This window comes from Geotalea daltonii FRC-32 (assembly GCF_000022265.1).
In the GTDB taxonomy this organism is placed as follows: domain Bacteria; phylum Desulfobacterota; class Desulfuromonadia; order Geobacterales; family Geobacteraceae; genus Geotalea; species Geotalea daltonii.
The window spans coordinates 899,387-926,386 of the sequence record NC_011979.1 but is presented as its reverse complement, the minus strand read 5'-3'; the positions used below and the strand labels follow the sequence as shown (position 1 = coordinate 926,386).

At 52.6% G+C, this 27,000-nt stretch carries 20 protein-coding genes; 7 read left to right on the top strand and 13 right to left on the bottom strand.

Annotation, left to right across the window (positions count from 1 at the left end):
* Window positions 1-5: 5 nt before the first annotated feature.
* The 6 genes from GEOB_RS04205 to GEOB_RS04180 all read right to left on the bottom strand — a co-directional run bounded on the left by GEOB_RS04205 (window position 6) and on the right by GEOB_RS04180 (window position 7,646).
* Window positions 6-1,310: an ATP phosphoribosyltransferase regulatory subunit gene (locus GEOB_RS04205; protein ID WP_012645936.1), complete on the bottom strand. Its 1,305-nt coding sequence runs from the start codon at window positions 1,308-1,310 to the stop codon at window positions 6-8.
* 144 nt (window positions 1,311-1,454) lie between these two features.
* Window positions 1,455-2,939 carry an FG-GAP repeat domain-containing protein gene (locus tag GEOB_RS04200; protein WP_012645935.1) on the bottom strand — a complete coding sequence of 495 codons (1,485 nt, stop codon included), beginning with the start codon at window positions 2,937-2,939 and terminating at the stop codon, window positions 1,455-1,457.
* A 203-nt stretch (window positions 2,940-3,142) separates the two neighbouring features.
* Complete coding sequence (locus GEOB_RS04195; protein ID WP_012645934.1) at window positions 3,143-3,427, bottom strand: hypothetical protein; 285 nt, start codon at window positions 3,425-3,427, stop codon at window positions 3,143-3,145.
* Window positions 3,428-3,558: 131 nt separating this feature from the next.
* Entirely contained in the window at window positions 3,559-5,001 is a 1,443-nt protein-coding gene (locus tag GEOB_RS04190; RefSeq protein ID WP_012645933.1) for an alginate export family protein, read from the bottom strand.
* Between the two features lie 505 nt (window positions 5,002-5,506).
* On the bottom strand, window positions 5,507-5,911 hold the full coding sequence (gene mce, locus GEOB_RS04185; RefSeq protein WP_012645932.1) for a methylmalonyl-CoA epimerase: 405 nt from the start codon (window positions 5,909-5,911) through the stop codon (window positions 5,507-5,509).
* A gap of 79 nt (window positions 5,912-5,990) precedes the next feature.
* Window positions 5,991-7,646 carry an acyl-CoA mutase large subunit family protein gene (locus GEOB_RS04180; protein WP_012645931.1) on the bottom strand — a complete coding sequence of 552 codons (1,656 nt, stop codon included), beginning with the start codon at window positions 7,644-7,646 and terminating at the stop codon, window positions 5,991-5,993.
* Between the two features lie 122 nt (window positions 7,647-7,768).
* On the opposite strand from GEOB_RS04180, the gene GEOB_RS04175 reads away from it, so the two are divergent.
* Window positions 7,769-7,978 carry a hypothetical protein gene (locus tag GEOB_RS04175; RefSeq protein WP_012645930.1) on the top strand — a complete coding sequence of 70 codons (210 nt, stop codon included), beginning with the start codon at window positions 7,769-7,771 and terminating at the stop codon, window positions 7,976-7,978.
* A gap of 97 nt (window positions 7,979-8,075) precedes the next feature.
* On the opposite strand, the gene GEOB_RS04170 is transcribed toward GEOB_RS04175, so the two are convergent.
* From GEOB_RS04170 to GEOB_RS04145, 6 genes are all read right to left on the bottom strand, one after another.
* Complete coding sequence (locus tag GEOB_RS04170; protein WP_012645929.1) at window positions 8,076-10,964, bottom strand: ATP-binding protein; 2,889 nt, start codon at window positions 10,962-10,964, stop codon at window positions 8,076-8,078.
* 95 nt (window positions 10,965-11,059) lie between these two features.
* A complete protein-coding gene (locus GEOB_RS04165) occupies window positions 11,060-12,784 on the bottom strand; it encodes an acyl-CoA carboxylase subunit beta (RefSeq protein ID WP_012645928.1) in 1,725 nt (574 codons plus the stop codon).
* Window positions 12,785-12,929: 145 nt separating this feature from the next.
* Window positions 12,930-13,493, bottom strand: a complete 564-nt coding sequence (locus GEOB_RS04160; protein WP_012645927.1) for a helix-turn-helix domain-containing protein — start codon at window positions 13,491-13,493, stop codon at window positions 12,930-12,932.
* A gap of 155 nt (window positions 13,494-13,648) precedes the next feature.
* Entirely contained in the window at window positions 13,649-14,914 is a 1,266-nt protein-coding gene (locus tag GEOB_RS04155) for a (Fe-S)-binding protein (protein ID WP_041267059.1), read from the bottom strand.
* A 65-nt stretch (window positions 14,915-14,979) separates the two neighbouring features.
* Complete coding sequence (locus GEOB_RS04150; protein WP_012645925.1) at window positions 14,980-16,365, bottom strand: FAD-binding oxidoreductase; 1,386 nt, start codon at window positions 16,363-16,365, stop codon at window positions 14,980-14,982.
* A 74-nt stretch (window positions 16,366-16,439) separates the two neighbouring features.
* Window positions 16,440-17,729, bottom strand: a complete 1,290-nt coding sequence (locus GEOB_RS04145) for a lactate racemase domain-containing protein (protein WP_012645924.1) — start codon at window positions 17,727-17,729, stop codon at window positions 16,440-16,442.
* A 215-nt stretch (window positions 17,730-17,944) separates the two neighbouring features.
* Between GEOB_RS04145 and GEOB_RS04140 the strand changes: the two genes are divergently transcribed.
* On the top strand, window positions 17,945-19,996 hold the full coding sequence (locus GEOB_RS04140) for a sodium-translocating pyrophosphatase (RefSeq protein WP_012645923.1): 2,052 nt from the start codon (window positions 17,945-17,947) through the stop codon (window positions 19,994-19,996).
* Window positions 19,997-20,200: 204 nt separating this feature from the next.
* Here GEOB_RS04140 and GEOB_RS04135 read toward each other — a convergent pair whose 3' ends face one another.
* Window positions 20,201-22,072 (bottom strand): OmpL47-type beta-barrel domain-containing protein, encoded by a 1,872-nt coding sequence (locus tag GEOB_RS04135; RefSeq protein WP_154650451.1) that lies wholly within the window; start codon window positions 22,070-22,072, stop codon window positions 20,201-20,203.
* Window positions 22,073-22,377: 305 nt separating this feature from the next.
* Here GEOB_RS04135 and GEOB_RS04130 point away from each other — a divergent pair, with 305 nt between their 5' ends.
* From GEOB_RS04130 to GEOB_RS04110, 5 genes are all read left to right on the top strand, one after another.
* Window positions 22,378-23,241, top strand: coding sequence for a cytochrome c (locus GEOB_RS04130; protein WP_012645921.1), 864 nt, complete (start codon window positions 22,378-22,380; stop codon window positions 23,239-23,241).
* Window positions 23,242-23,398: 157 nt separating this feature from the next.
* Window positions 23,399-23,788 carry a DUF948 domain-containing protein gene (locus tag GEOB_RS04125; RefSeq protein WP_012645920.1) on the top strand — a complete coding sequence of 130 codons (390 nt, stop codon included), beginning with the start codon at window positions 23,399-23,401 and terminating at the stop codon, window positions 23,786-23,788.
* A 4-nt stretch (window positions 23,789-23,792) separates the two neighbouring features.
* Window positions 23,793-24,107 carry a YtxH domain-containing protein gene (locus GEOB_RS04120; RefSeq protein ID WP_012645919.1) on the top strand — a complete coding sequence of 105 codons (315 nt, stop codon included), beginning with the start codon at window positions 23,793-23,795 and terminating at the stop codon, window positions 24,105-24,107.
* A 77-nt stretch (window positions 24,108-24,184) separates the two neighbouring features.
* Window positions 24,185-25,507, top strand: a complete 1,323-nt coding sequence (locus tag GEOB_RS04115) for a YihY/virulence factor BrkB family protein (RefSeq protein ID WP_012645918.1) — start codon at window positions 24,185-24,187, stop codon at window positions 25,505-25,507.
* A 123-nt stretch (window positions 25,508-25,630) separates the two neighbouring features.
* The gene (locus GEOB_RS04110) at window positions 25,631-26,986 is read left to right on the top strand and encodes a penicillin-binding transpeptidase domain-containing protein (protein WP_012645917.1); all 1,356 of its coding nucleotides are present in this window, start codon (window positions 25,631-25,633) and stop codon (window positions 26,984-26,986) included.
* Window positions 26,987-27,000: the final 14 nt, after the last annotated feature.

The window sequence follows — 27,000 nt, the reverse complement described above, 5'->3', positions numbered from 1 at the left end:
TCTCCTTACAGCTCGATTTTAAGGGAATAGTCATCCCTCAACAGATCCATTTTTTTGATGGCCACACCCTTTCGGTCAGCCACCCGGACCAGGTAAATTTCATCTTCAGCGCAGTAATTGCCGCCGATAACCAGCATCTGCCTGATGTTCATACGCTTCGCATAAGCAAGGGAATTATCGAAATCTCTCCGGATGATATCCCGTGCAGTAGTAAAGCCTTTGTCACGCAAGTTTTGTGCTATTTCAAGAGCCTCCCGCCGGTCTTCCTTCAAATTGAAGAGTAGGAAATCACGGGTCCTCGTTGCCTCCATTTCCGGCTGTTTCTCAAGGACCTTCAGCAGGGCGAGAATATTGAATGCAAAACCGGTTGCAGGGGCAGGTCGGCCATATTTGGCAGTAAGGGCGTCGTAACGTCCACCGCCACACACCGCCTCTCCCAGCCCCCCCACAAAGCCCTCGAAAGTAAGGCCTGAGTGATAATCGAGACCGCGTATCTCCCCCAGGTCGATGGTCAGGAAATCCGATACACCGTAAATGTCTAAAATTTCCAGCACCTCGGTAATGTTTTCCAGGGCTTTCTTCGATCGGTCATTGCCGGCGGCCTTTTCTGCCAGGGCAAGCACTTCCCTGCCACCGAAAAGCCTGGGCAAAACAGCGATCTCTTCCTTTGCCTGATCCGTTATCGGCTCCTTCTCCAGGATTTCCCGCACTGCGGAAGAATCCTTCTTGGCGATAGCCGATTGCAGCAGGTTTCGGGCTGAAGCAGAAAGTCCGGAAGAAAGCATGATACCGCGAAAAAAATCAACCTGGCCCAAATCTATCTTGAAGTTGTCCAGGCCCAGACTCCGCAGGGCCTCAACAGCCATGGCCACCATTTCCGCATCGGCTTCGGGCGAGTTCAGGCCGATCAATTCAACGCCGGACTGGAATATTTCCCGGCTACGACCGGATTGGACCTCGGCATGGCGCAGGACACGACCATTATAATAAATACGCAGGGGAAGCGGATAACCCAGCATGCGGGTGGCTACTATACGGGCTATCTGGGGAGTAATATCGGGCGGGATGGCCAGCAATCTGCCAGTTTGGCGATCATCAAAGCGGAAGGTCTTTTCCTTAAGATCCTCCCCCATTCCCAGAGAGATTACGTCCTGGAACTCAAGGAGGGGGGTGATGATTCTGCGGAATCCCCATAGTTCGAAAATTCGACTGATACACCCCTCAATACAGGCAATCTCATCAGCCTTTTCCGGCAGGAAGTCGGTAACACCCTTTGGTAAGGGGGCTTCTATGGATGACGGAATTGTCAAAATCTCTCCCGGTAAAAACTGTTGAATCAAAACGGCAAAACGCCTGAAAGGCTAGCAGTATCCCAATGCCATGTCAACATTTAAATGGGAACAAAAAGAGGGGCGCCAACAGCAGCACCCCTCCTCTAACAGATATTCCGGAGCCTATTCCACTTTTTTCACAACAATGGTGCTCGCTCCATTTTCCAACAGCCCTTTCTTCTTCACCACCTCCAGAAGAATCAGCTCTTTGCGGACGGAATCGTAGTCGTAGTCGGCCAGGTAGTTCTGGCTCTCCTTTGTATGCCATTTTTCATCAAGGGTTGAGCCGTTCCAGGCAAAGGCATACACCGTGTTTTTCTTGTAGGAACGATTGTTGCCGAAGACAAAGAAGCCGAGGTTTTTGGGCACTATTATTTCATTTTGCGGTGTAACGAAAATGCGCTGCTCCAGAAAAATCCAGCGGTATTCATTTCCCGTAGTCCGGATATTGGCCAAGTCCTGGCGCTTGAGGTAAATCTCGCTCCCCCCGAACTTGTCGCTGCTTCGCCAGAGTTCCTCTCCAGTCTCGGAATAGACCAGCAGATAACCATCTTCATGAATGACAAGGGTGTAATGCTTGCCGGTAGCGTCGCTGAATCGGTTAAAGTTGTAGAGATTGGCGAACCGGGGCAACTTCAGGGGATTGCGCATTTCATAGGAGCTCCCCTTGATGACGAGTTCATGAATATCGCCATAGAAATCGGTGTCGGTTCCCATCTGCTGGACGTAAAGCTTTCTCGCCCCCCCATCCAGGGCCAAGGCTCGGAAATAATATGGAAGTTTCTCGGCAACCTTCTGCAGTCGGCCGTCTTTCTCGAGCCAAACCTGTGAAGACAGTAAATCTCCCCGCACGATGGTAACATACGCCTCAGGGGTGCCGTCTCCGTCAAGATCTGCAGTGTCGATGCCTATCGGTTTATCGTTTATATCAAAGGTCGCCTCGGCAATCATTTTCAGGTCGGCATCCTGATGGTAGAGTGACAGGGAATGTTCCCCGAGAAGGTAAAGCTCACGGGCTCCCTTGGCCAATGTGCGGCCGGGAGCTACGCCCACCAATGCTACGGCCAGTCGGCTCAGGTTGACACTGTTTTTTGCTGCAGGTTCAACCCTGATTATATCAGAGGAAGGCACCGGGGCTGCCGGCTGCGGTTCTGCACGAGGAGGGCTTGAAGATGGTTGGGCAAAGGCAACATTCTTGCCGGCCGAAGGTGTTGACCGAACTCTGACCATTTCATCATTCAGTTTCTGTGCTAGCTTGGTAACAGCCGGGATCAGGTCGTCCTCCCCTCCCCCCTGCTCAAAGGCCCTTGCCACCACATTTCCGGCACGGTCCCTGGCCACGGCATCAAGGCTGAAAACCTTTCCCAACTGCGTGTAGCTGCAATCTACGGCAATCTCGGCCGTGCCCTGGCTGCCGGCTGTAGATACGGCCCCATTACTCAAACGGGAAGCAAGCAGCATCTGCAGGGTCCCTTTGAGGTCGGCGCGTTCAGGAGCGCCATTGACTGTAAATTCATTGACATGAACGGGAATAGCTTCGGCAAATACCGGAACCGCAGTCAGGAACAGGCTGAAAAGAACAGAAAGACAGGTAGTGATTTTTTTCATGGAGATTCTCCGTCAAATTGATTCTCATCCAAAGCAAAAGGAACTTCAGGTATTGAGCAGCGCGGGTGTCCGAAGCGGGTTGGATTATCTCAGACGGGATTGTGCAAGTCAAAGATTTAATGGGGGGACGTGTGATTTTTGCAAAGAAAAAGGAGAGCTTTCCTCTCCTTTGAATGAAGGTCGATGCGTATGAAGATATGGCCTTAGTTGCCGCCCTTCAATCCCAGCATGGTATCGAGGAGATCGTTTGCCTCGGTAAGTTTGGTCTCCAGTTTCTTCAGCTCTTCGGGGCTATACACTTTATCCCCCTTCTTGATCTCGGCATTCAGCTTCTTTATCTTCTTCTGAATGCTGTCCACCTGGGAAGCGCAGTTCTTCGAAGCCAGCAGACATTCATCCTTCTGCCCCTTGGTCATTTCTGCCGGAAAAGCCGGACCGGCCACTGCCAAAAGAAATGTCGACATAATCATCACTGTCATTTTCCGCATTGTTGTGTTCCCCCCGTCTACGGTTGACTATTATAATTAATAAAATTAAATCAAAATATTTGAGCTTGTCAAATAAAAAAAGCCGGCGAGGAAACCCCGCCGGCCGGATAAAACATCCAGGATGAAACATTCTAGAATACGTAGTTCAGCATCACCGTTGAGTAGAACGGATCGTTGGGTTTGTCGCCGGCTGCAGCTCCACCCTGTCCTTCGTAGTAGTCGCCAAGTTTCATGAATGCGCCGACCAGGCTGACATTGAGGTTGTCGGCGAGCTTGTAGCCAACTTCAGCATTGATCTCAGTGCCAAGGTACTTGCTGTCGTGCTCGCCGGTATCCCGCGCAATAGCACCGAAACCGAGATTGGCATTACCATAGAGCTTGTCGGTGAATTTCATATCGTAGCCCAGGGAACCGATGGTCATCCCCTGGCTAAAGTTATTGGAAGATCCAATAATGTATCCACCGGAGTTGATCTCGTACTTGGAGCGAAGCAGGATGTGCATGTTCGCACCATAAAAGGTGTTTTCGGAGAAACCGGAGCTATTGGTGTTATGAACGCTTTGGAACGAATTGTTGTTTCCGGAGAACGGATCGCTGTCACCAGAAGTGTAGGCAGCAACAACATTGAAAGTACCCGGACCTGCTGCAACCTTGGCACCGGCAAAACCAGCGAATGCGCTCAGGTGGTTGCTGGCGAAGCGGTTAAATGTACCTGGGCTGCCGGCAACTGTTGATGGCTCATAAAAGTAGGGGTTGTTGATATTGCCGAACTGATACATTGCGCCGGCAGTAATCGTGGCCGGCCCCGTTTTCGCCTCGGCATTGACGCCAAGAGTATGGATAATAGCGTTGGAGTATGTACGGCTGGGATCGTTGACTTTTGAAGCAGCAGTGGCAGTCGCAACTGTGGTTGCAGAGGTCTTGTTCGTATCGTCATTCAAAAGGTAGTAAGACACACCCAACCGGAAATCCTTCGTTACATTGAGTTTGGAGTCCAATACCAGGAAATCTCTGGCATTTTTGCCGGCAAGGCTGCCTGTGTCGTCAAAGCGGAAGAAGCCTAGAGAGTTGGCCAAGCTGCCGTATTTAGCGGAAGCGAGAACTCCGGGCATATCGGCATTAACAAAAAGTCCACCATATGAGTCAACCCAAGGCTGCATACCCACCTTGAAATTGACCTTCGTGGTGGTAGGCAGGTTGAAGTCCAGATAGATGTTTTTGGTCTCCAGGTTGATTTCATCGCCACCCAGAGCACCACCCTTGCCTCTGTTCACCGAATAGGATTCATCACCGAACTTGCTGTAGTCCAACTCGAAGTGCGTTACCAGTTTCAGGTCGTCACTGGCTTTGGCACTGTACAACAGACGGGCACGCTGCTCCAGGAATGTCTTTGTCTTGGGATTTTCGTTGACTGCCGCAAAATGGGCACCAGAAGCATTCTGGATGTTAGACATCACCCCTTTGAAACGATACATGCCATGAAACTCATTCTCAAAAGCCATGGCCGGTACTGCGGTGGCTGCGGTCAGGGCGCCCACTGCGGCAACTGCCAAAATTCTTTTCTTCAAATTCATTTTTGTGCCTCCTTCATTGTTGTAAGTAATTGAGATAACATGGGATTGCAACAACAACCTTTAGCTTCCACCACCACCTTTCTTTTGAGATTATGTTTAAAAAACGATCCCCGGAAACAAAAAAGCCCCGGCCCGGCCCTTTCAAAGGGCAGGCAAGGGCTTGCAACAGCAATTCAGACGACGGTTCATCCCACCGCTGGTTGCGGCAACCGGCGAGTTAAGCTGTACATCGCTCTGTGTTGAGTTTGATAACGGCATTGACACCCAGTTGTTACATTAATTTGTGGCGATACTATATCTGCCAAGCTATTTTGTCAAGAACCCTTATTAGATTCTCCTTAAACCATAGCAATTACAGCAGATAGCTATAATATTTGCTTGCTAATATACTTTTCTGTAAACAAAAGTCAAGCATTTTCAAACAACGTTTCAAAAGCGAACAAAATTAAAAAAGAGAGGTCGCATTTGACCTCTCCTTTTGGGGAACCGCAAGCTTTTAAAACTATTAATGGCTTGACTGGCAAAGTTCTGTCAGGACTCCGTTGCTGCTCTTGGGGTGAACAAAGGCGATCCGCGCCCCGTGGGCACCTTTTCGCGGCGTTTTGTCGATCATCCGTGCACCGTCCGATTCAAGTTTTGCAATGGCAGCAACGATATCCGTTACCTCATAGGCCACATGATGAATACCGGGGCCGTTTTTCTCAAGAAATTTTGCAATGGGACTGTCGGCACTGGTCGGCTCCAGAAGCTCTATCTTGGACTCCCCGATCTCCAGAAAGGCAACCCTCACCTGCTGTTCCTCGACCTCTTCTGTGCCTTTAAATGCCATACCCAGCTGATCCCTATAAAAGGGAATGGTTTCAGCCAGTGAATTCACAGCAACACCCATATGGTTTATCTTTGTAAGCATATAAATTTACCCTTTCGAAAATCATTACAATCGGAGCAGTTCTCCTGGGAGAGGCATCAATTGCATCACTCTCCAATTTTTACAGCACCACCGTTTCCCGGTGTTTGCCGAAAACCTCACGGAAGACATCGGCAATTTCCCCTAGCGTCGCATAGGCCTTGACTGCTTCAAGGATGTGCGGCATGAGGTTGTCGGTACCTTTTGCCGTTTCTTCCAGCTTTTTCAGTGCCGCCTTTACCTTGTCATTGTCCCGTTTTGTCTTGACCTCTGCCAAGGCCTTTTTCTGAAAGATCTCGACCTCTTCCTTTACCTTGAGCAGGCCGGCAGGGGGGGGCTCCTGAATAGAGAATTTATTGACACCGACGATTATCAAGTCATCGGTTTCAATGGCACGCTGGTAAGCAAAGGCCGAATCCTGGATCTCTTTCTGTTGAAAACCTTGGGAAATGGCTTCCACTGCTCCGCCAAGACTATCGATCTTGTCGATGTAGTCAAAGGCCGCTTTCTCGATCTGATCGGTGAGCGACTCAACCAGGAAGCTGCCGGCCAAGGGGTCAATGGAATCGGCGACCCCGGATTCATAGGCGATAACCTGTTGCGTCCGCAAGGCGATCCGTACCGAGTCTTCGGTGGGCAAGGCAAGTGCCTCATCGCGGGAATTGGTATGGAGAGACTGGGTTCCTCCCAGGACAGCAGCCAGAGCCTGAATAGTCACACGCATGATGTTGTTGTCGGGCTGCTGCGCTGTCAGGGTACAGCCGGCCGTCTGGGTGTGGAAGCGGAGCATCAATGACTTGGGATTCTTTGCCTTGAACCTCTCCTTCATGATCTTGGCCCACATGCGGCGGGCAGCCCTGAATTTGGCCACTTCCTCCAGGAGGTTGTTGTGGGCGTTGAAGAAGAAAGCCAGTCGGGGAGCGAATTCATCCACATCAAGCCCGGCCTTGATGGCTGCATCCACATAGGCAATGCCGTCAGCCAGGGTGAAGGCCACTTCCTGGACAGCACTGGAACCGGCCTCGCGGATATGGTATCCGGAGATGCTGATGGTATTCCACTTGGGCACATGATCCTTACAGTAGGCAAAGATGTCGGTGATTATGCGCATTGAAGGCTTTGGCGGATAGATATAGGTGCCGCGGGCCATGTACTCCTTGAGGATGTCATTCTGGATAGTGCCGGAAATCTTATCGGAAGAAACACCTTGCTTTTCAGCCACGGCGATATACATGGCCAAAAGAATGGCGGCAGTGGAATTGATGGTCATGGAGGTGGAAACCTTGTCGAGCGGAATGCCGTCAAACAGAACTTCCATATCGGCGAGGGAATCGATGGCGACGCCGACCTTGCCTACCTCCCCCCGGCTCATGCCCGCGTCCGAATCGTAGCCCATCTGGGTCGGGAGGTCAAAAGCAACAGAGAGGCCGGTCTGCCCAGCCTGCAAAAGATATTTGTACCTCTCGTTCGACTCCTTGGCCGTGCCGAAACCAGCATACTGGCGCATGGTCCAGAAGCGGCCCCGATACATGGTCGGCTGTACGCCACGGGTAAAAGGATAATGCCCGGGAAACCCCAGCGTGTCTTCATAACCTGGAAGTTCAAAATCAGGGGTGAAGCAGCGCTCCATCTCTATATCCGATGTTGTCCGGAAATCTGCCTTGCGCTCTGGCGCCTTGGCCAGATTCTTTGCGACCGTGTTCTCCTGCCATCCCTTCTTTGCTTCTGAAATACCCATTTTGCTCTCCTTGTCATGATAGGAAAATCGTGGAGCTCATTTTTATCCACTTGCAATTTTTAAGCTGATGAACATAAAATTTAAACATATCGGTGCTTCATGAAATGAGAAAGGAGACAGCCATGAAATGCCCAGTATGCAAAAGCCGGCAGCACAGCGAAATGGAGCTTCATTCAGACGGCTTCACGGAAGACATCATGGAGTGCCCCAGCTGCGGGACTATGTGGTCGGTGAATCATGGTATAACCGAGGTCATCAAGGATCCCCAGGAAAAGTCGTTTCTCGAAGCCCAGTCCGAATGTGTAGAAGGGGATGATTACAATCTGCACTGAGCCTCTGCCCACTAACAGCAAACCCCGCTTTGGAGGCGGGGCAACTTGATTATCGAAGGGCTCCTTTGTTTCGGAGCCCTTTTTCTTTTCTTGAAGGCTAGAGTACCGCCTTTAGATATTTAGTCGTCAAGGTGCGCTTTTCCCGCTCAATCTCGTTGGGGTCAACCTCGACAAATTTCTCGTCCGGGGTCACCTTGAACAACGGCTGCCCTTTCTGAACGATGGTGCCGTCCCCTCCCTGAATGAGTATCTTGTCGATGGTGCCTGAAAAAGGCGCATTGACCTTGTTGAACATCTTCATGACTTCGATGATGTAAAGGGGTTGCCCCTTATCGAAATGCATCCCCTCCTCGACGAAGGCGGGCATGCCTGGGGCCTCCTGGGCATAATACATGCCGCCGCAGACGGAAACGATTTCATCGGCCTTGGTTGCCGGTGGGGGGACCAGTACCTTTTTCATGCGGGCCTGAAGATCAGGATCGGTCAGATATTCGGGAATGGTAATCTCCAGATCCTCTTCAACACGCAGATCCCAGAACTTCACGTTAACCCCGACCAGGAACAGCATGCCGAGCAGCTCAAGTCCCGCTTCATAGCCGAAGTGAGCCGACCGCACCTGCTCCCACGTCGCTGCATCCATGCCACCCTGCGGTTCGTCCTTCTGCAGCAGTTCACACAGCTGGAAATATTCGTCCCTTTGCAGGCCGAGTTTCTCCCGGAGCGTTCTGGAAAAACTGAGAGCCTCCTGAAGGAGTTCATTGTCATGGCCCCAGATTACCTCTGCTGCCGGTTTATGGGGACGGAATGACATGTGGAGATAGTCATAGGTGTCGTTGAGTACCCCGAGTGGATTCCTCAGCCAGACCACCTTGCCGTTGTCAATGCGGAAATTCTTGGTGTTCATGCTCAACCAGCCGGACAAGAGATGGGGATCGCCGAGAAGTCTTTCCATGGGACGGGTAATGAGGGTGCCTTTGCGGTCAAGCAGGGACGACATGTTTTTTGCCACCTTCGGATCGTCGGGAAACTGTTCCGCTATGAGTTTGGCATAATGCTTTTTCATCTGCAGGAAGGCAAAGACCGGATCAAGCTTGTTTGCCTCCTCCTTCAAGGTGCCGACCAGCGTCAGATAAGGCACAACGAAACGTGTAGTGGGCTTTGCCATGACATTGGTGCCGAGGAACCAGTTGACCAGACCGTAATGGAACTCCAGGTTGGTGGCCAGGTCACTGCCACGCAGGGTGGTGCTGCGAATAACCTCTGACATGCGCTCGTAGCTGTCGCGACGGTCCTCCCCCTTGGTCAGGAGTAGTGCGATATTCGAGTCGTAGGCTCCAGCCACCTTGTATTTGACGAAGATGCCGGTGTCAGGGTTGAGCATGCTGATGCCCTGATCGTCACGGATCTCGCCGTCGATGGGCTTCGACCAGTAGCGGATCATGCCTCCTGCGTGGGGCGAGAGGGAATCGTCCGTTGCATTCAAGCGCGCTTCCACGGAAGCGTTGAACCGCACGAGCCGCTCCGGCTTGGGCAGGCGCTCCTTGTGCCGTGCCAGCAAAGCCATGGCCTCCACCAGCGACTCGACTACAAAAAAGTCGTTCTTGTCCTTGGGGTTGGTGAACTTGAGGTTGTAGCAAAGCTCTGTGACCCGATGCTCAACCTGGATCCTGGTGTTCACCTCCATGAAAAAATGACGGTCGCGGTCAACGATACATTCGAAGGTTGAGGCCGAATCCAGACCGACTGCCCTGCCGAAACGCTCCGATTCCTCTTCCATGCGCTTGAGGACCTTCAGGTCGCTCTCCAGGGCTTTTGCTTCGCTCTTGTTGCCGGCTGCCTTGGCCCTCTCAATGGCCGCCATCAGTCCTTCCTGTGTTACCGATACCTCCAGCAGCTTTTGCTCATGCATCTGCAGGGAACAGTCGCGGCCACCAAGGGCTATGCACCAGTCGCCGTTGCCCAGCAGCTGGATCTCGTTATGGCGGGTCTGCTCAATGTTCAGCTCGATGAGGACGTTTTTATTGTCGCCAATGCCGTTGGCTTTGACCTCATTGAGAATCTCCCTTACCAGAGTAGGAGCCTCCGCTGCAGCGGCAGCAATAGCCTTGTCGTCGGCTTTTTTCAGCGGCAGCAGCGATGCGCCCAGAATTCGCTGTCCCTTGCCGCCGCCCCCGCCAATTGCCTTAAGACGAATCCGGCTTTGGGGATATTTCCTGAACATATCGGCAACTTCGGCCTGAACCTGTGCGCAGAGCTCTTCAATGGAAAAAAGGTCCACCCCTTTGACATAGGAAGCATAGAGAATTTGATCCGCCAGGTCTTCCAGGGAGATATCAGGATTGCTGATCACCTGTTCGTCGCACTTGAAGCCGTCGGACTTGACCAGTGCCAGGAGTTTTTCCCTTGTCGGATGTTTCTTGAGTAAGGTACGGGCGGTGACGTTATCTATACCGGGAGTGACACTGACATTCACTGTCAGGGCAGTACGTTTGGCTTCGTCCTTTTTACCCGCTCCTGCCTGGGTGGCAGAGCAGGGACCGATGAACTTCAAACCGGCAGCTTCGATTGCGGCGACAAACTCATCATCTTCCGCCATAAAACCGTAGCCGGCAAAAATAGAATCATAGCTGTTGTCTTTGGCAATACTGATGATCTGATGGATACGCTCGACCCGCTCCTCCTTACTGGCACCGGTGTAGTCAGGCACGCGGTGGACGCGGCGGGAGTCGGTCAGCTGGCGCAGTTCAGGGGCAAGAGCATTGGGGTAAACGATGGAATCTTTTTCCGACAGCAGTATACCGTAATGGGTAATGCCCATTTCCTCGTAGACATCCATAGCTTCCTTGCGGATCGGTCCACGACAAACGATCAGAGGTTTCAGATCCTCGCAGGAAAAGGAACTCACCCAATCGGACGGGGACTTGCCGAGCCGGCGATCTTTATGAATGAGCGGGTTCTTGATGTAGTAATCAGAGGTTTGTTTCATTGGTCTCTATCTCCAATCCATTGGATATTAAAAGTCACAACCTTACAAGCAACACTTCTGCACCTGGCAGGCCCTGCGTCTCGAGGCTCCGTTTTTTAATGGAACTCGCGCTGCACCGCCTGCATCGGACTAGGCTTATAGTGCCTGAGGAAGAAGTTCAGGTTCTCGCCGAGCACCTTGCGCAGATCGGTAGGCATTACAAGAGACGAGATGGAGCCAAGGCTGAGCGCTTCCTTCGGATTCATCAGCTCCTTTTCGTAGCGCAAGTTGAGGGCTGCTTCCTGGGTTCTCAGCCACTCGGCCGCTTCTTTTTCCGCATCACTCTTTGCAGCATCCTCTTTAACACCTGCCTCAATACGCTGCAGGGTGCCCCGTTTTACTCGCTCGGCAACTTCAGTGCGAAGCTTGCGCAGTTCATCCTTGTAGACGAATTCTTTGCCGGCAGGCCCCATTACAGCCAGGCGGGTGGTCGGCAGAGCAAGAACCAGATCGGCGCCGGTCGGGTAGTTGTTATAGGATGCATAGGCACCGCCGTAAGCATTGCGGAGGATCAGCAGAATGCGCGGTGTGCGGATATCGACGATGGAATCGAGCATCGCCCGGCCTGCCTGAACGATGCCGCGGGCCTCCTGCTCGCGGCCCGGCAGGAAGCCAGTGGTGTCTTCCATGAAAATGATGGGGATGTTGTAGATGTTGCAGAAACGGTTGAAACGGGCAATCTTGTAGGCTGCATCAACGTCGATTTGCCCGGAGTCCACGGCGCTGTTGTTGGCGACGAAACCAACCACGTTGCCGCCCAGGCGACCGAAGGCGGTGACGGCATTCCGGGCACGGTTGGGCTGCATCTCAAAGTAGTCGCCATGATCGCAGATCTGCTGGATAATGATGGAAACGTCGAATGGAGTATTGAATCCGGTCGGCGAGTTGAAGGCCTTCTTGAGAAGAGTGTTGATCTCCCAGGTCTTGCGGTCGAGGGGATCGCTGGTCGGCTGAAAAGGAGCCATGACGCTGTTATTGTCAGGAAGGTAGTTGAGGAGCATGACGGCGGTGCGCAAGGCGCCCACTTCGTCCTCGACGGTAAGATCTGCTACGCCCGACTGGCCATGGACTTTGGGTCCGCCCAGGTCTTCAGGGGTTACATCCTCGCCCAGGACGGATTTGACGACGCCGGGACCAGTGAGGCCGAAGAAGGTATCCTGGGGCTGAATGACAAAGCTCCCCTGCCTGGGAAGGTAGCTGCCGCCACCGGCATTGAAGCCGAACATGCACATGATGCTCGGCACGACGCCGCTGATTTTGCGCAACGCAGTGAAGGCCTCGGCATAACCGTCAAGACCACCAACCCCGGCAGGAACAAAGGCGCCGGCGCTGTCATTCATGCCGATAAGCGGTATTCCTTTCTCACCGGCCATCTGGAAAAGACGGGCCAGCTTGTTGCCGTTGGTTGCATCCATGGAACCGGCGCGGACGGTGAAGTCATGGCCGTAAACAGCCACGTCCCGCCCGTGGATATTGAGAATGCCCGTGACAAGTGAAGCACCGTCCAGGTTTTTGCCCCAGTTCTGGAAAAGGATGTTCGGCTCCAGTTCAGTCAGGACCCGGATCCTTTCCCAAACGGTCATTCGCTTTTTGAAGTGCTGCTTCTCGATCTGATCGATGCTCACCGATTTTATGGGCCGCTGGATCAGGTCGTAACCCTCCTTCATGGCCTCTTCGTAGCCGCCTTCTGCACGGGAAATCTCACCGGGAATGTTGAAATCAACTTTCTCATCCGGGGCAAAGGGGTTTTTCAGTGAAGGTTTAATCGCTTTTTTGGACATCTCCGTCATCCTTCCGGTAATTGGATTGTTTTCAGCATATTCTTAAGCAAGGGTAATTAGATCCATTTTGTTTTCAAAGTCACACGAAATGGGAAGCATCGGGTGAATTGGCACTTCGGGAGGGGTAAATCAAAATTGCTGATTCTTATCTGGTTACAACGGCAAGCACCTTTACCTCTGACCCGTCTTTGGATAGAAGCCGATGCTTGAGGGAAGAATCGAAGTAGACACAGTCCCCCTCTTCGAGGGAGATGCGTTCGTCGTCCAGGAGAAGTTCGGCACTGCCTTGCATGATAAAGAGAAACTCCTCACCGTCATGGCTGTAGGTATTTTCCTCGGCAGCCTTTTCTGCCACAGAAAGCAGAAACGGTTCCATTTTCTTGTTCTGTTTTCTGAATGACAGGGATTCGTACGAGTAGCCCTGGCTGGTTCCGGAACGGGAGATGACCCGGGGTATCAACTTGCGCTCACCCTTCCGAACCACCTCGAACCGGCACTCTTCCTCATCCTCGGCGAAAAACATACCGACCTTGACGTCAAAAAACTTAGCGATTTTCGATAGCGTCGCAATCGGCGGAGAAACGTTATTGTTTTCGATCTGAGAAATGAGAGCCGGCGAGAATCCGGTTTCTTTCGCAACGGCCTGTAGTGTCAGTTTCTTAGCGAGACGCAGCTTTTTTATCTTGGCGCCGATATTGTAATCGGTCATTAATTGCCCCAAAAAAAATAAAACCTATTTTTATTTTTCGGAATACATACCGAATTTAGATTCCAATGTCAATAAAAAAAATTTCACTAATAATAAAATCCTGACAATAAATCAAGACCTTAAGCATCACTTAAAACCTTTTATTATTATGAAAATCAGTTTCTGATTTTTCGTGCCAGAATTTCCAGGGTATGCAATACCCGTGTCGGAGCGCCGTTGTGCTTCAACCCGTCGGAAAGCTGCATCATGCAACCGGGACAACCGGTAACAACCGCATCGGCGCCGGTACGTTTTATGGCTTCGCTCTTACTTGAATTAATCTGCATCGAGCTTTCATAGTGATAAACATTGAAGGTTCCCCCAAGGCCGCAACACTTGTCAGCACCCTCCATTTCCACCAGTTGCACACCGGTTGCCGCCGTGAGCAGTTCCCTCGGCTGTCTGGTAATGGCCCGGGTACGTAGATGGCAGGGGTCATGATAGGTGATTTTCATCGCCTCACCGGCGCCTGTTTCTTCCGGCTGTAATCCCAGTTTTTGCAGCAGGACCGAGGCATCGATCGTTTTTTCGGCCAGAGCCTGCAGCCGCTGCTGCAACTCGGGGTTCCTTTTGCCGACCACTGCCGGGTAAAATTTATGCAGGGCTCCGCCACAGGTTGCACAGGCGGTGACAACATAATCGGCTTCGTATTTTTCAAGGGCAGACAGGTTCCTTTCAGCCAATTCCCGCACCGTCTCCATATCGCCGCCGGACATGCCGGGCAGGCCGCAGCACTGCTGATCTTTGGGAATGATGACGGTGCAGCCCAGATGACGGAACAAAGCCAGGGCAGCTTCGCCCACCTCGGTGTATACAAAATTCGTCATACAACCGACAAAATAGATAATGCGCGGCTTACCCGGCTCTCCCTGAATTACCTCAGGGTGGCGAGACAGGAATGGCTTTTTGGCCAACTGGGGGATATGACGCCTGCCGCCGACGAAAGGAAGCGGAAAACGCAGCCTCAGGCCCGAAGTTGCCGGCACCTTGCGAAAAAAGAGCGGTCCGAGGATGGCGGCCATTGCCGCTCCCATGTTCATCATTTTGCGGTTTCTTATGACACGCCCTACAGCCTTATGGAACGTGGTCAGTCCCCGCTGCTCCGCCAGGGCCTCACGGGCGGCGATGACAATCTCGTCCGTGGGTACCTCGTTGGGACACTTTTCAACACAGCTGCCGCAAAGCAGACATTTGGACATGGCCAGATAGGTCTGATCATCCAGCTCGATGTCCTTGGCCAGCAAATGCTGAGTCAGGGCCACCTTGCCTCGCGCTACCGCCGGCTCGCGCTGGAAAGTGGAGAATGCAGGACAGTTGGCCCGGCAGGCACCACATTTGACGCATTTTTTCAGGTCCTTTTCAACTCTCTTCAATGGGTCCACGTCATGCCTTTGTAGGGGCAGGCCCATGTGCCTGCCCGATTCAGGACGCCCACACGGGGGCGCCCCTACGATTTCACCGGAAACATTTTCCCGGGATTCAAGATGTTTTTGGGATCCAGCGCCTTCTTGATCGCCTGCATGGCAGCCAATTGAGCTCCCTTCAGCTCCAGATGGATGTACGGCTGTTTGGCAAGTCCCACTCCGTGCTCGCCGGACATAGTGCCGTTCAGATCGAGGGCAGCCTGAAACACCTCGCCGATGGCCTGGTGAGCCTTCTCTTCCATACCGGGAACTGTCTTGTCAATCATGACATTCACATGGATATTGCCGTCACCGGCATGACCGAAATTTACTATGGGAATGTCGTACCTTTGCTGGATCTTTTCGATGCGGCGAATGACGTCAGGCACCTTGCTCCTTGGCACGACGATATCCTCGTTGAATTTGTCAGGGTTCACATCCCGAAGGGATGGTGAAACCAATCTGCGGACCTTCCACAGTGCCTCGGATTCGGCCGCATCTTTAGCTACCTTGCATTCCACCAGCCCAAGGGGTCTCACCAGTTCCTGAATACGGGCAGCCTGTGTTTCTATGAGTTCCCGATCACCATCCACCTCGATGATCAACACTGCCCGGCCGATTTCCGGGATACCCAGATTAAAGCGTTTCTCCACGCATTGCAGGGTGGCATGATCCATAAACTCAAGTGTGGTCGGGATGATCTTGTTGCCGATAATGGTTGAAACCGCCCTGGCAGCCCCATCGATGGAATCGAAGATGGTAAGCATCGTCTTCTTCGCCTCGGGAAGAGGAAGGAGTTTGAAGATGATCTTGGTAATGATGCCCAGCGTCCCTTCCGACCCGCAAAGCAGTCGGGTCAGGTCGTAACCTACTACCCCCTTGTAGGTCTCACCTCCGGTACGGATAATGTCACCCGTCGGGAGAACCACCTCCAGCCCCATGACGAAATCCCTCGTCACACCATACTTGACACAACGGGGGCCGCCGGCATTCTCCGCCACATTACCCCCCAGGGTAGAAAATTTCAATGAAGCCGGGTCGGGAGGATAGAAAAGCCCCAGTTTCTCCACCTCCATCTGGAACTGCTCGGTTACCACCCCAGGCTCAACCTCGGCGATGAGATTTTCCGTGTCGATGCGCAGGATGCGATTCAAGCGGGTGACCACCAGAACGATGCCTCCCCCCTTGGGCAATGCGCCGCCGGTAAAACCGCTTCCTGCACCACGGGGAAAAACATGGATATTTTCGGCGTTGGCAAGATTCAATATCTGTGAAATCTCATCCACGCTACCCGGATGAACGACCGCATCCGGGAGAAATTCCATCTGGGTGGCGTCATAGCCGTAACAGAGCAGATCCTGGCGCTCCGTGGCGACGTTCTCGCTGCCGACGATCGTTTTTAATTGGTCTAGAATCCGTGATTCCAGCATGTGCACCTCTGTTAAAAAGTTCGAGGTTCGAAGTTCGAAGTTCGAGGTTCGAGGTTCGATGTAAAAAGCTGATTTTAACCCGGAACCTCGAACGTCGAACGTCGAACGGTGTCCAACACCGGCAGGACATTGCCCCCTTCCGGTATCACATAAGCCTTGAAATCCGAAGGCAAGAAAGTGGCCACCTTGTCCATGGCCTCATCCAGATTGCCGGCCGGGGTCATACCCATCTGCGCCACCTCTTCAGGAGGCAGGTCCGAAACCAGGATCACCCGGAATCGCTGCGCCTTCTGCAGGGTGGCATAAGCCGTCTGGCCGTTGATCTCGTAATGCTCCCGCAGTTCGTTCTCCATGGAATCCAGATCTTTGAACCTGAACCAGCGGTGAAAGGTGTCATGACCATAGCCGTCGTTGCAGCGTGCAAGCAGGATCATGACCCCGCCATCCTTCACGGCATGGCTGGCATACTCCATGGACTTATGGGCCTGAATGAAATTGATGTCCTTGGGAAAGCCGCCGCAGGAGACTATCACCAAATCCGCTTTCTCACTGATCCTGCAGGAGAAGTGGTCTGCGTAATAACTGCACCCTTCCAGGTGCTTTTTCCGCCAGTCGCCGGCAAATGCGGCTATGATCCGCTTGTCCGGCGAGAGGACCGTATTGAAGATGAAATCGGGGTCGACCATGGCACAGGCTTCAACCATTGCCTGATGGACCGGATTGCCGTCAAGGACCCCGGTCGCGGCAAAAGGGTTCTTGCCGCTGGCGGGCTCGGGATTAAGCACGGTGAAATGACTGGCCATGCAGGCTCTGCGGCTGGCGACACCGGGTAGAATTGATTTCCTGCCGCCGCCGAACCCCGCAAAATAGTGGAAACCGATGGTTCCGGTTAAAATGACCCGATCCGCCTCAGCGACCGATCTGTTTATTTCAACCCCTATTCCGGTAGAGGTATTGCCCAGATAAGCCAGTTTTCCCGGATTGTCGCAATCGTGATCGGTGACCCTGATCCTTCCATGGAGAGCGCCAAGAATCTTTTTGTGCTCCTGTTCACTCTGGTGACGATGGATACCCAGGGCAACGACAATCTCTATGTCCCTGTCACTGATCCCTGCTTGATTCAGTCGGTCGACCAGGAGCGGCAGATAAAGATCGCTCCCGGTGTAGCGTGTGATATCGGAGGTGACGATGACTACCTTCTCTCCCTTGGTAAAGGAAGAAAGGTACGGCTCGCAATCGGAGATTGCCCGGTCGATAAGCTGAAAAGGAGGATCGGAAGCGGGATTGTCAGTGCGCAGTTCCCCAAGAAGACGGCCAGGAGGGATTTGCAGAGAAAATGTTGTTTCACCGTATCGAAGCAGCATGGGGTCTGATGATACATTTTCATTGATGAAAGCGCAACCTTTAAGACGGTCTCCCCCGCCTGATCAGGCACTTGAAATGGAGCCGTTGGCTGCTAAAAAAAGTTGACAAAACATGGCTTTTCCTATAACAGTTTGTCGGTTTTCATGGGAAGTTAAGCTGTTTCCTCGCCTGAATTTACGCCTTACATTAAGGCACATTACATAGGAGGATGTAAATGGAACAGTATGCAGTAATGTTTGCCCTGATCTGTGCCGTGGCTGCAGTTGCCTACGGTCTTTTCTCGGCCCAGTGGATCCTGGGGCTTCCCCAGGGCAACGAGCGGATGAAACAGATCGCAGCAGCCATCCAGGAGGGTGCCGGTGCCTACATGAAGCGCCAGTATACCATCATAGCCATGGTCGGCGTGGTCATGTTCATTGCACTTTTCGCCAGTCTTGGCGCCAAGACTGCCGTAGGCTTCGCCATCGGTGCTCTTTTCTCCGGCTTGACCGGCTTCATCGGCATGTTCGTCTCGGTGCGGGCCAATGTACGGACCACTGAAGCTGCCAAATCAGGCATCGTCAAAGCTCTCAACGTCGCCTTTCGCGGCGGCGCAATCACCGGCATGCTCGTTGTCGGCCTCGGTCTGCTAGGCGTTGCCGGTTACTATCTGATTCTGCAAAAACTGATGCCGGAGGCTCCGGTAAAAGAGGTGGTAAGCCAACTGGTAGGCCTCGGTTTCGGCGGTTCGCTGATCTCAATCTTTGCTCGTCTTGGCGGCGGTATCTTCACCAAAGGCGCCGACGTTGGCGCCGACTTGGTAGGCAAGGTGGAAGCAGGCATTCCCGAAGACGACCCACGCAATCCTGCCGTTATCGCCGACAACGTGGGTGACAACGTGGGCGACTGCGCCGGCATGGCTGCCGACCTGTTCGAGACTTATGCAGTTACACTGATAGCCGCAATGCTGCTGGGCGCCATCGCTTTTGTCGGCAACCAGTCCGCAGTCAGCTATCCATTGATTCTCGGCGGCATATCCATCATTGCCTCGATCATCGGTACCTTCTTCGTCAAACTTGGCGCCAGCCAGAAAATCATGGGTGCCCTCTACAAGGGTCTGATCGTTTCCGGAGTGATTGCCTGTGTTGCCTTCTACTTCGTCACAGCCCAGATGTTTCCACAAGGTCTCACCAATGCGGCCGGAGAAACTTTCAGCGCCACCAACATCTTCATTTCAGCAATCGTCGGTTTGGTCGTGACCGGCGCCATTTTCTGGATCACCGAATACTACACCTCCACAGAATACGGTCCGGTCCGACATATCGCCCAGGCATCCACAACCGGCCACGGCACCAACGTCATCGCCGGTCTGGGTGTTTCCATGAAAGCTACCGCTGCTCCGGTAATCGTCATCGCAGCCGGTATCATTGTTTCCTTCCAGTGCGCCGGAGTCTACGGCATCGCCATTGCCGCCGTCTCCATGCTCTCCCTGACCGGCATCGTCGTAGCCATGGATGCCTATGGCCCGATCACTGACAACGCCGGTGGTATCGCCGAAATGGCTGAGCTGGACAAGTCTGTCCGCGACGTCACTGACCCTCTGGATGCCGTAGGCAACACCACCAAGGCTGTCACCAAGGGTTACGCCATAGGCTCAGCCGGGCTGGCCGCCGTTATCCTGTTCACCTCTTACGTTGATGAATTGAAACTGGTCGGCAAGGCGATCACCTTCGATCTCTCCGACCCCTACATCATCGTCGGCCTGTTCATCGGCGGCATGCTCCCCTACTACTTTGCCGCCCAGTGCATGGAAGCAGTTGGCAAAGCGGGAGGAGCCGTAGTCGTAGAAGTACGCCGCCAGTTCCGCGAGATCAAGGGCATCATGGAAGGTACCGGCAAACCGGATTATGCTTCCTGCGTTGATATCGTCACCAAAACCGCCCTCAAGGAAATGGTCATTCCCGGTCTCATTCCCATTCTTGCCCCCGTCATCGTCGGTTTTACCCTCGGCCCCAAGGCCCTGGGTGGCGTAATCGTCGGCACCATTGTCACCGGCATCTTCGTCGCCATCTCCATGACCACCGGCGGCGGCGCCTGGGATAATGCGAAAAAATATATCGAAGATGGCCACCATGGCGGTAAGGGTGGTGACGCCCACAAGGCTGCAGTAACCGGCGACACAGTCGGCGACCCATACAAGGACACTGCCGGCCCGGCAGTAAATCCCATGATCAAGATCATCAATATCGTATCGCTCTTGATCGTACCATTGTTGGCCAAGATGTAATCTAACTGCAGTCATCCAGTAACAGAAAAGCGGCGCCGGAAACTTCCGGGCCGCTTTTTTATTGCCTGTATAAATGGAGGTAACGCCTGTTCATTGCTGAAGCTTCAACAGTCCAGACCTTCTACAATCAGGACGTAACGGTATATGGATTTTCACAGCCGGCCGCGCAACGCTCACCCATGCATAAGGCTTTTCATCCAGCTGTTAAAGCAGCATAATCCCCAGTATCAGACTGATATTGACGATCCCCAGGGTAATATATTCCCAGAGGCCGATTTTATCCTTTCTCGTCGTATCCAGATAAAGACGCTGATTAACTGGCGGTGCCTGGTAGCCATCTGAGTAAGCGGATTCCGGCATAATGCTACCCATGGGACCATCTATAATGGCGGTATCAGATTTTGCTCTTCTCTCCGCCCCTGCCATATCTGAAAATGGTGCGGCAGCAGGCAGCTGTGGAGGGACCGCCGCCGCTTTTGCAGCAAATTTGAATTCGCGCCTTCGAATTCCTGCTGATTCGGCTGCGGCACCGTCCCCCCTTGATTCTCCCCTGCCCTGGGCATTTTCAACGGACACAAGCATTGTTTTGAGAGGCTCCTTGTTGCCTGCCTTGTCGACCGCCTGGTAATCAATCCGGTACCGGCCTGGCGTAATAATGGTGAATGGCACCGTGTCGCGGGTATCTTCCCTGCCGTCTACGGAATATTCGACCATGTCAACACCAGACAGGCCATCGATTGCCTTTGGCTGAAAAAGGGTCATGCTGTCCACATGGACCAGGCCATCGAGTCTATTTTGCGGGATCCCGACAACGATTTCGCTTACCGGCGGAGTTCTATCGATGACAGCAGTGAAGCTGCCCGCAGGTTCCAGATTGCCCACCATATCAGAGCTCCGGAACTCTATCTCATATTTTCCTTCCGCTTCGAAGGAGAACGGAACAGCCGGCGCCCAAGCACCACCGTTTATCCGGTACTCCGTTGTCTTGACCGCAGACATCTTATCGTCTGCAGTCAATTGGAATTCCACCTTGTGAGCGACCGCAAGGGACTCTCCCCACTCGACTTTTTGGCCTGAAGCAAGGAGCGATGTTTCCGGCGGCGTAGTGTCTACGACAAGATCGAGAATGTGTGGTGCCTCCTTTCCCCCTGCTTCGTCTGTACTTTTGAAGGCAATCTGATGTCTGCCCTCCCCCGGCACGGTAAAAGGCGCATAGCTCCGCCACGGGCCGTTGTCAATACTGAACTCAGTAGAGATGACCCCAGACATGCTTTCCACGACCAGGGTCACAGGAGTCTTGTCGCTTATGACCAGGTCTTTTCCTTTATACTGAGGACCACCGACCAGGGCGGAAGTCTTTACCGGGATCTTCTCGCTGGTGATGGTAATGGTCTTTTCCGCTTCTTTATTTCCCACATTGTCGATGCTTCGGTAGCTGACGGTGTGAACCCCGTTCGCAGGGGCTGTGAATGAGGTGTATGGCTGCCAGGCCCCCTGATCTACCCGATATTCCACCAGGGCAGTGCCTGAACCATCCTCTTTGGTCTCCAGCATGATGGTGCTCTTTTTGCCGACCAAGCCGGGCCGACCGGGGACAACCTCCCGGCGATCGATAGAGGCAGTCGTCTGCGGAGGCGTGCCATCCACCACGATGGAAAAGCTGCGCGGGGATTCTTCGTTACCTGCGTTGTCAATACTGCGATAGTCAATCTGATGAGAACCCTCGGCGGTTACCCTGAACGGCTCATAGGCCTTCCATTCTCCGTTATCGATCCGGTACTCGGTTCGGGCAATCCCGGAAGCGCCCCCCACAACCTTTATGACCAGTTGGGTGGCCGGGCTGACATAAAAAAGCCCCGCTTCGGAAATAAATTGTGGTTCTCCCACATTAATGCCGCTCATCGGTTTTTTCCTCTCCGGTGCTGTCCCACCGGCGGTAGCACCTGGGGCTGCTAGAGCGGGTATCGATGAACCTGACGCCCCGGCGGTATCTTCTCCCGCCAAAGTGTCAGCGACCGCTGTTCCTTGAATATGCATGCCGATAAAAATTAGAAGAAATATTACCGTTTTTCCCATAAAAGCACCTTTTGGGCCGAATGGCCCGATGAAAAATTGGTAAATGATACACCACTTAATCAAGTAGGCGCAATCTTTTCTACAGATGCTTCTTGACATACCGGCATTTTAAATTAGATTATTACAATTAAATAATTGACCCCTAAAATCTCTGAAAATTACAACCATCGGAAATGACGACAAAAACGAAAGCGCTCAGCAAAAATTAATGATCCAAAACAGGTTAAAAATATTGACAGAGTGCCCATAGACAGTGTATTAGAGTTGGGATTATCCGCTTCAAATGAAAAAATAAGGAGGAGGCAATGAAAGTAGTAAATAGTAGATGGTTAACTGCAGTATTCGCTTTACTTGCAATTTTGTCCTTTGCAGGTATGGCGTGCGCTGCCCAGGAACAGGTAAAGGCGACTCTCACCAGTTCAGACTGCGTTAAATGCCATAGCAAGGCTCCGGCCGATATCGCAGCTAACGGTATGGCACACAAAACAAACGTCACCTGTCAGGACTGTCACGTGGGACACCCGCCGACCGTGAAAAAAATCATTCCTGCCTGCAGCCAGTGTCACGAAGGCAAGCCCCACTTCTCGCTCAGCGGATGCCTTTCCTGCCACTCAAACCCGCATACGCCGAAGGTAATCAAGTTCGGCAACAATGTGACCGATCCTTGCCTCACCTGCCATACACCGCAAATTGAAAAACTGCGCAAGAACAAGAGCAAGCACAGCGCTCTGGCATGTTCTTTCTGCCACAATGTTCACGGGAAAATTCCCGATTGCACCCAGTGCCATAAGCCCCACTCCAAGGAAATGGTGCAGGCCGATTGCAAGAAGTGTCACCAGGCCCACATGCCGCTGGTAGTAACCTATGGCGCCGAGACCCAGTCCAAACTCTGCGCTTCCTGCCACAAGAAAGCTTACGACCTGCTGATGGCCAGCACCGCCAAGCACAAATCGGTCCTTTGCGTCACCTGCCACCAGTCGAAACACAAAATGGTGCCCAAGTGCCAGGATTGCCATGGTTTACCGCATCCTGCGGGCATGATGGCTAAATTCCCGAAATGCAGCCAATGCCACAACATCGCCCACGACCTGAACCACTGGTCAGCTGACACAACTCCGGAAGGCGCTGCACAGGGAGCAAAAAAAGCCGCTGCTCCTAAGAAAAAATAGGGCTATCAACTACTTTTACGGTAGCTATATGTTGTGACAATAAAAGGCCGGCTGATCAAGCCGGCCTTTTTTCTTCTCAAACTTCAGCACCAAATCGATTGAAAATACTAATTTTTGCACTATACTTGAGACATTTTTACCGGGAAGGAGTTCGTAAATGGTAGTCATCGGCATTTCTGTGACAATAATGGCAATAACACTGGTCGTACTTGCCTGTTTTATGATCCCGGCGTTCGTTGAAATCAGAAAAACAGCCGCTGCCTCGCGTGAATTTCTGGCCTGCGTGGAAAAAGATATAAAGCCGGTTTTACAAAATCTGCAGGATACTTTGACAGATCTGAAAATCATTACTGAAGAAGCATCGAGCAAAATAGAGGATGTGGGCCTTTTCATGGAAGAGCTGGGCAATGCCGGCCGTACCATGCGCACCGTCAATAGCGTAGTCGGCGGAGTAACCGGTCTCATGGGCAAAACCTCTTTGTGGATGACCGGGGCAAAGGTTGCTGGAAAAATCTTAGTTGATCAGATCATAAAAAAAAGGGGGTAATGCTATGTCCGATGAAGAAAATGGTTTGAGTGCGGGAACAGTAATCCTTTCATTCCTGGCTGGAGCAGCAGTTGGCGCAGGGGTGGCATTGCTGGTGGCCCCGAAAACAGGCGAGGAATTAAGGGCGACAATCAGGGATCTGGCCGATGATGCGGTGGACAAAATCAAGGAGTATGCCTCTGAAGCCCAGGACAAGATCAGATCCTCCTATGAAGAAGGCAAGGATATGATCATGGAGAAGAAATCGATTCTATCTTCGGCAATAGAAGCTGGAAAAGATGCCATGGAGCGGGAAAAAGAAAAATACAAGGAAGTTTAAAACCTGCATCTCAACGAGAACCCACTGCCAGCAGTGGGTTTTTTATTTCGAAACCGGTTCGAGGGTGACAGCACAAGATGAAAAACGCTGCCGACATCATATCATTCTTCACCAAAGATCTTTGGAACCTGAATCCCGATGCCTATGGCGGCATTAAGCGCTATTGGGTTAAATATTTGCAGATAATGGCCCTGGTGATCAAAAATTTCTGGGATGACAATTGCCTGTTGCGTGCCTCTGCCCTTTCCTTCACCACGATTTTGTCCATAGTACCTTTTTTTGCCCTTACCTTTGCCGTCCTCAAGGGTTTCGACGTTCAGAACAAAGTGGAACCTTACATACTCGAACAGGTGACGGCCGGCTCGGAAGAGCTGGTGGACAAGATCGTCACTTACATCAACAACACCAACATGACCTCCATGGGAACGATCGGCCTTGCCACCCTGGTGGTAACGGCCATAACCCTGCTCGGCAACATTGAGGAAGCTTTCAATGTCATCTGGGGGGTCAAGGGAACCAGGAGCCTGCAGCGAAAGTTCAGCGACTACCTGAGCGTGCTCCTCAGCGGGCCGCTCCTCATGCTGGCGGCGATCAGCGTGACCACTACCCTGCAGAGCCAATCGGTGGTGCGCTGGCTGCTCCAGACCAGCTACCTGGGGGATGTGCTGCTGTTCTCTTTCCGTCTCATACCCTATATCAGCGTCTGGCTGGCCCTTTTCTTCCTTTATATATTAATTCCCAATACAAGGGTCAAAGCCAAATCGGCTTTGATCGGCGGAGTCCTGGCCGGCACTGTTTGGCAGGCGGCCCAGTGGGGATATTTGTATTTCCAGGTCGGCGTTGGCAAGTACAACGCCATATATGGCACGTTGGCCCTGCTCCCGATTTTCATGGTCTGGATCTATACCAGCTGGGTGATTGTCCTCTTCGGTGTCGAAGTGGTAGCCGCCCACCAGAATATCAAGACCTTCCGCCATGAGTTTCGCACCCAGCAAATCAGTCCTGCCATGATGGATCTGCTCGCCCTGTCCATACTCCAGGAAGTGGCCACCGCTTTCCATCTCGGCAGCCCACCACTGACCAAGGAGCGCCTGGCCGAATCCCTGGACGTACCGATCAGGCTGGTGAGGGAACTCCTTATCCAGCTGACCGATTCGGGATACCTGATAAGATCCGCCGGTGAGCTGTCCTCCTACTACCCCGCCAGGGAGCTTGAGCAAATCCCTGTCAATGAAGTACTGTCATCACTCAGAGGTTATGGCGATCGTGATTGGATTGAAAAGGTTGCCAGACAGGAGGAGCTGTCCCATGAGATACTGATCCGTGCCAATAATGCAGCTGACGCGGCACTTGCCGGCTTGACCATGAAAGACCTGATCTCTACCAGGAAGATAAGCTGAATGCCTAATGTATTTTAACCCAATCGCGCCAGCCGCGCCGTTGACAAATATGGGTTGATTGAATATAGTGGCTGGATTGTCAAACATCTTCTCAAACCTAAAACTGATTCTCAAAAAGCGGCCATGCAAGATCTAAAACACCTATCGAAAAAAAAGCGATTACATCGCCTCAACCTGCGCAAACAACAAGACACCCCTGCATCCGATTTATCCGCTGCCATCAAGGAACCTCCAGCAGAAAAAAAGAGGCTGCGGCTGGCACTGCCGATTATCGCCCTGCTCCTTGCCAGCTACCCGATTTTCAACCTGCTCATCTCGGCGAAAACGGCTCTATCAAGTGTTAGCAAAAGCAGCATGGAAGCAGCTAAAAAGCCGGATATCTACAAGGAGCTTGATAACTGGCGGTCTTTCCAGCTGGCGGCAGACATGCTTCCTTCATCGAGCCTGACAAATGACCATCTCAGCGCCGCCTTGCCCGATGGAGGCACTGTCGTCTATGCCATCGATGAACCATTGCAAAGACGTATCACCAATTTGATGGAAGATTTTAAGGTGCCCTACGGCGCTTTTGTCGCCATTGAGCCGAAGACCGGCAAAATCCTGGCACTGGCAAGCCACTCCAGCATTAATCCCGCCTGGGAAAAAAGTTCCTGCTTCAATCTCTATCCCATGGCCTCACTTTTCAAGATAATCACGGCTACTGCAGCCCTGGAGCAGAAAAAGGTCTCGCCAGACACCGTCTTCGCCTTCAACGGCAGACTTACCTCTGAGAACCCCAAATATTGGTATGTAAAGGCGCACGGCAAAAACCAGGAACTGCCTTTGTCCATCGCCATGGGCAAATCGGTAAATCCGGTATTCGGCAGGCTGGCCAGCGATGTGGTCGGCAAAGACTCCCTGATCTCCTGTGCTGAGCGCTTCGGATTCAACCAGCTGCTTTTCCCCGGCACACCGGTAATTCCCAGCAGGGCAGCTATACCACAGACGGACAGTGAGTTGAAACTTATGGGTGCAGGCCTCGGTCGAGAGGTAAAGATCTCTCCCGTTCATGCCGCAGCAGTAATGGCGGCCATTGCAAATGGCGGCATCATGATGGCACCTTCGTTGGTGGAAGAGGTGAAGAACCCACAGGGAAATGCTGTTTTCAGCCATAAGCCCGAACAGCTGAAGCGTCTGGTAGCACCGGAAGTAACCGGCCAGCTGAGCCGCATGTTATCAACCACCGTCAACAGCGGCACCTCCCGCCGGGCCTTCCATGACAGGCGCGGCCGGCCCATGCTGGCCTCGATCAACATTGCTGCCAAAACCGGTTCAATTAACGGCAATGATCCTGCCGGTCACTACAGCTGGTTCGCAGCCTATGCCCCCATCGAAGATCCACAGATTGCCCTGGTTGCCCTGGTCATAAACCAGAACAAGTGGCGGATCAAAGCCTCAAACGTGGGAGAGAAGGCGCTGGAAGCGTTTTTCAAGAGGTAGGCTGGGACGGGGTA